At 35.9% G+C, this 3,886-nt stretch carries 5 protein-coding genes and 1 tRNA gene; 2 read left to right on the top strand and 4 right to left on the bottom strand.

All coding sequences use genetic code 11. The annotated features are described in order from the left end of the window. Positions 1 to 77 precede the first annotated feature (77 nt). The 4 genes from GX687_04840 to GX687_04825 all read right to left on the bottom strand — a co-directional run bounded on the left by GX687_04840 (position 78) and on the right by GX687_04825 (position 3,104). A complete protein-coding gene (locus tag GX687_04840; protein ID HHX96769.1) occupies positions 78 to 842 on the bottom strand; it encodes an ABC transporter permease subunit in 765 nt (254 codons plus the stop codon). Next, positions 835 to 1,752: an ABC transporter ATP-binding protein gene (locus tag GX687_04835; protein ID HHX96768.1), complete on the bottom strand. Its 918-nt coding sequence runs from the start codon at positions 1,750 to 1,752 to the stop codon at positions 835 to 837. Before GX687_04835 ends, GX687_04840 begins: the two co-directional genes overlap by 8 nt. Before the next feature lie 4 nt (positions 1,753 to 1,756). Further along, entirely contained in the window at positions 1,757 to 2,158 is a 402-nt protein-coding gene (locus tag GX687_04830; GenBank protein HHX96767.1) for a C_GCAxxG_C_C family protein, read from the bottom strand. Positions 2,159 to 2,228: 70 nt separating this feature from the next. Further along, a complete protein-coding gene (locus GX687_04825; protein HHX96766.1) occupies positions 2,229 to 3,104 on the bottom strand; it encodes a copper amine oxidase N-terminal domain-containing protein in 876 nt (291 codons plus the stop codon). Positions 3,105 to 3,215: 111 nt separating this feature from the next. Here GX687_04825 and GX687_04820 point away from each other — a divergent pair. Next, positions 3,216 to 3,289: transfer RNA gene (locus tag GX687_04820), tRNA-His, on the top strand. A gap of 120 nt (positions 3,290 to 3,409) precedes the next feature. Continuing rightward, the coding region (locus GX687_04815; GenBank protein HHX96765.1) for a hypothetical protein at positions 3,410 to 3,886 on the top strand (477 nt) is incomplete at its 3' end.

The raw sequence follows: 3,886 nt of genomic DNA, 5'->3' as shown, positions 1-3,886 counted from the left end.
GTCAACGCAACACTCTAACCAGCTGAGCTAACCGCCCTCTTAAAGTACACTAATTATAAAACACAAGGGATCACTTGTCAACCATGATCCACAGTCCTCCACCAAAAAATTGTACCCCCAAGAGCAAGTAAACCAGTAAACAGAACACTAAAGAAACTAAAATGGGGAAGAGCTTCTTCACCTGCCAATCCCGTAAAAACTGCCCCTACAGACCAGGGAAAATAAGCACCATAACCTATGGCGGTAATTACTTGGGCCAATACCAAGGTAAAAATCATAAAACCTAAAGGAAGTAAATAGCCTTTTCCCCAACAAGCTAAAAAGGCCAGTGGTGTAGACAGTAAAATTGTAAAACTAGCAACTAATAAAAAATCTAAACCGATTTTTTTAATTATATCTCCTCCAGGCAAAGCAAGCAGTTTACCCAAAAAAATACCAATTATTAAAACTGCCAATGCCAAACAAAAACACCATAAAAAAGCGATAGTAAATTTGGCCAATACAATTACAGACCGCGAAACAGGTAAAGCCAACAAGTCATCTATAGTTTGTTCCACATATTCCCTACCGAAAATCCAAGTAAAAACAAACCCAAAAATAATTAATCCCCCAATGGCTATCGCCTGGGCTAAAAAATTTAAATAAGTAGACAAGTCAACAATACCTATTAATTCAGCTTTTAAGGAAACAATACCTAGTCTTTCGGCTATTAAAGGGTCCCCTAAAACCAACATAAAAAAGGCACCCAAAAAAGGAACTAATAGGGAGGCCAATAGTGTAAAAAGAGGTATACGAGAACTAAACAATTTTTTGGCTTCTATAAACAGAGCAATTCTAAACACTAGATTCCCCCCCCTTGGTAACTATTCTTAGAAAATAATCTTCGAGATTTTCCTTTTGTACTTTAAGAAGTGTCGGGGGACAGCCTTTTTCAACTAATAAGCAGGCAATTTTATCCGGATAGTTAAGAGCCTCTTGATCAGTAATTAGTAGTTGAACACCATTTTTCTGTACCTGATAACCTGCCTGGGCTAATACTTTGCTGCCTATTTGTTGATCATTTACCTGCACAACCAGTACCTTTTTTAATTCTACAGCTAATTGTTCTTTAGTTATTTCCTTAATCAAGCGGCCTTGATGAATAATAGCTATTTTGGTCGCTATTCTGGCAATTTCATCTAATTTATGGCTGGACATTAAAATAGTTACCCCCTGATTTTCGGCCAAATCTTTTAACAAATCACGCATTTCCATTATGCCTAGGGGATCAAGTCCATTAGTAGGTTCATCTAAAATTAAAATTGCCGGTTGATGAATAATAGCTTTAGCCAGACCTAATCTTTGTTTATTTCCCGTAGATAAATTAGCTGCTTTACAAGAAGCATAAGTCCTTAATTTTAATTTTTCCATGACTTCATTTAAAATATTTTGCCTTTTAATCCCACGATAGTAACAGAAAATTTCCAAATTTTCTTTTACCGTCAATTGTGGATAAGCATGTGGTTTCTCTACTAAATAACCTACCTGGTTCCAAATAGCTAAATTACGTCTAGCGACTTTTTGACCATTTAAATAACAGGCACCTAAAGTAGAAGTAATTAAACCTAATAACATCCTTATGGTTGTTGTCTTACCTGCCCCGTTAACACCTAAAAAACCAAAGATTTCACCTTTTTTTACCGTTAAATTTACTTGGGAAACTGCAGTGAAATCTCCATACCTTTTAGTTAAATTACAAGTTTCAATTACCATTATCCTAACCTTTTTCAAGTAGTAATTCTTCCACAAGCTCAACTGCAGTAGTAATGGCTTGTGTACAAAGAGATTTTTTCCCAGCCATTCCCTTAGCCAACAAATCACGGCAAAGTAATGTATCATGTTCGGTCATAAAATTATTGACCAAAGTAAGTACCAATTGATAATGAGCTTCTTTATCTTTTGGTTCTGTATAACCAGCTAATAATCCTGCCACCATTAACATACCACTAACTGCTCCACATACTTCTCCTAAACGGCCCAAACCACCACCAAAAGAGGACCCTAGTTTTAAAGAGGTTTCTTTGTCTAATCCTGTTACATCCCTAAAAACTAAAAGAACCGCTTGTGCACAATTATAGCCTTGTTTAAATAATTTTACCGCCTCTTCTTTACGAGCCATCTGCAACATCCTTTCCCATGAAATTATCTTTATCATATCATGTTTTTAAAGCAAATTAAATAACGGCTCTTTAAGAGCCGTTAATAATAATTTGTTCGTCTGAAATATTAATTTCAGCTATTTCACGAAAAAAACTAAGTGGTACTAAAGTTTTTCCAGCCTCTAAGCTAGGAGCCATTTCTATAGAAATCAAGTGATCATCTTTAGTAAAAACTGTCTCCCCGATAGTTAAAGTTATAGTATCACCCAACTTTATTTTTTGAGCAGCCTGCTCCCAATCTACTTGGTAGCCAAGGGCTTCAGCAATGACTCGTAAAGGCATCAGGGAATTTTCAACCCAAGGAATATTAAGAACCTGGTTATTAACCACAATTTGAGGTTCCTTACAAGGAAAAACAATTATTTTTCGCGGTACAGTTTGTGCAGGAATGCTTTTAGTTGCTGCACCATAAATGACTAGCAGATCCTTTGCCGCTAAATCACCTGTAAAAGGTGTCCCCTCTTTTAAAACTATCTCAGTATCTTCATTGACCTTTAATTGCAAAAAATAATCACTGCTGATTAAGTTTTCATTGAAATAATCAAACTTAACATTTTCCCTTTCATTTTCCACAACAACTACCTCAGCACTATATTGTGGTGGATAAATCATGATCATAGGTTTCCGGGCATCATAATAAACGGTAATTCTATCACCTACTTTAATTTCTTCATTTCCCCAAAGGTAAGTAGCTTGAGAAATAATAACATGGGCTGGTGCACCCTCCTCATTTTTCAAGAAGACAAATTTAGCACCTTCTTCGTGAACCCATGGCTCGAGCTCCTGAACGATCCCGGTGAAAGAACCATAATGAAATTCAGGCTTAATCACAGCTGTGGCTGATTCACAAATGAAAACAAGCAGCATAATCAGCAAAAAACCTAAAAGTGATTTTTTACCCCACATTTTTTTCCCCCCTTTCTAGATACATAGACTAGAAAAACAGCAAAAGGTTCCCTAAAAAGATCCATTTGTAAAGACCCTGCCAGCTTGTTATAATTAAAACAAATCGCAAAAGGAGATTGTGGTGTAGTGGTTACACTCAGGTACGTGGCACCTGATAACGTGGGTTCGATTCCCACCTTTCTCCTGAGAAGCAATTTAAATGCTTCTTTTTAGATAACCCTTATATAAGGGTTATTTTTTTTAAGCAGGAATTAGCCTATAAATGTAAAATATTACCATATGACTTATTTTAAAGGAGAACAATTATGGTCAATTTTTACGCATGGCTACTTGCCACTATCCTCTTATTTTTTAATCCCGGTAATTTTTCGGATAAAAGCTTTTTGGTAGGTGATTATTTAGGTTATCAAGGTAATTATATTTATTTAAAAAATGCTGAAGGAATAAATAAATATCCCTATAATGAAAAAACACTTTTAGCTTTAAAAGGACCCCAAAAAGGAAGATTACTTACTTTGGAAGATTTTCCGGTAAAGATACCTGTACTAATTAGTTTAAAAGCTGGACAGGTCCAAATGATGTCCAATTTACCCCAAAACTTTAATTACAAACCTGGAACCGAACTTCCCCAGCGGGGCTATACGGCCTCTTTGAGTCCCCGGGAAACTGCTTATACAGTTTTCGGGGAAAAAGGACTGCACCTTTATTATTTTAACAGTAAAGAGGACCTTTATTTATCTGAAAAGCAACCTTCCGCTTGGGACAATTTAGGTACTAAAATT

This window comes from Clostridia bacterium (assembly GCA_012841935.1).
GTDB lineage: Bacteria > Bacillota > Peptococcia > DRI-13 > DTU073 > DUTS01.
This window is presented reverse-complemented; position numbering and strand designations above follow the sequence as displayed.

Bases quoted from the DNA above. Each gene is read 5' to 3' on its own strand.
- GX687_04835 (HHX96768.1), bottom strand. From the start codon at position 1,752: ATGGTAATTGAAACTTGTAATTTAACTAAAAGGTATGGAGATTTCACT.
- GX687_04830 (HHX96767.1), bottom strand. From the start codon at position 2,158: ATGGCTCGTAAAGAAGAGGCGGTAAAATTATTTAAACAAGGCTATAAT.
- GX687_04825 (HHX96766.1), bottom strand. From the start codon at position 3,104: ATGTGGGGTAAAAAATCACTTTTAGGTTTTTTGCTGATTATGCTGCTT.